The following is a 1,131-nucleotide window of genomic DNA, read 5'->3' on the forward strand; positions in this document are numbered from 1 at the left end:
GCTTCAACGTGCCGGAAGTGCCATATCTGAAGGTCAAGCCGGAATTCCGCCGCCAGATCGTCGTCGACACGACAGGCGAGGCGCCCGGCACCATCGTCGTCCATCTCAAGGAGCGCATGCTCTATCTCGTCCAGCCGGGTGGCGATGCCATTCGCTACGGCGTCGGCATCGGCAAGGACGGTTTCCGCTGGTCCGGCCGCGCCAACATCCAGTACGGCAGGGAATGGCCGACCTGGACGCCGCCGCCGGAGATGATCGCCCGCAAGCCTGAACTGGTGAAATGGCAGGCCGGACAGCCCGGCGGCCTCACCAATCCGCTCGGCGCGCGTGCCCTCTACATCTACCAGGACGGCAAGGACACCGGCTATCGCATCCACGGCTCGCCCGAATGGTGGAGCATCGGGCAAGCGATGTCGTCGGGCTGCGTGCGCCTGATCAACCAGGACATCATCGACCTCTACAGCCGCGTCTCCAAGAAAAATCCGGTCGTCGTCGTCTGACGCTTATGCGGCGTGTTGGCGCCGCTCGAAACTCCCGTTGCGCGATGCGGCAAGACAGGCCAAGGTGCCTTGAAAACCATCGCGCCGGGAGAAATCAAGCATGGCTGGAACGTTTGTCATCGCGCAGGGCGGCGGCCCAACCGCCGTCATCAACCAGACGGTTGTCGGGGCGACGCTGGAGATCCGCAAGCGGCATCCCGGTGCCAAGGTGCTGGGCTCGATCCATGGCGTGCGCGGCATCCGTGACGGCAATTATGTCGACCTTTCCGCCATTCCGGAAGACCGCCTGCGGCTGATTGCCGGCACGCCGAGCGCCGCCCTCGGCTCGACGCGCGACAAGCCCGACGCCGCCTATTGCGATGTCATCCTCAACGGCCTGAAGAAGGCCGGCGCCGACGCCTTCATCTATATCGGCGGCAACGACACGTCGGGTACCCAGCAGATCCTGACCGACGCCGCCGGCGGCTCAATTGCCTTTGTTCATGCGCCAAAAACCATCGACAATGATCTAGAGGAAAACGACCACACGCCGGGCTTTATTTCGGCGGCCGAGTTCGTCGCCGGCGCCTTCCTGTCCGTCGATCTCGATTTTCGCGCGCTGCCCGGCATCTATGTCGGCATCGTCATGGGC

General features: G+C 64.0%; 2 protein-coding genes. Both read left to right on the forward strand.

Features of this window, described 5'->3' with window-relative positions; translation table 11 throughout:
- A partial coding sequence (locus EN914_RS36145) for a L,D-transpeptidase (RefSeq protein WP_164779202.1) occupies positions 1-500 on the forward strand: 500 nt, incomplete at its 5' end.
- A 100-nt stretch (positions 501-600) separates the two neighbouring features.
- Positions 601-1,131, forward strand: a 531-nt coding sequence (locus EN914_RS36150; protein WP_206527330.1) for a 6-phosphofructokinase, incomplete at its 3' end; no start/stop codon positions are given.

The sequence above is a fragment of the Mesorhizobium sp. M7A.F.Ca.CA.001.08.2.1 genome (genome assembly GCF_003998455.1).
Classification (GTDB): domain Bacteria; phylum Pseudomonadota; class Alphaproteobacteria; order Rhizobiales; family Rhizobiaceae; genus Mesorhizobium; species Mesorhizobium ciceri.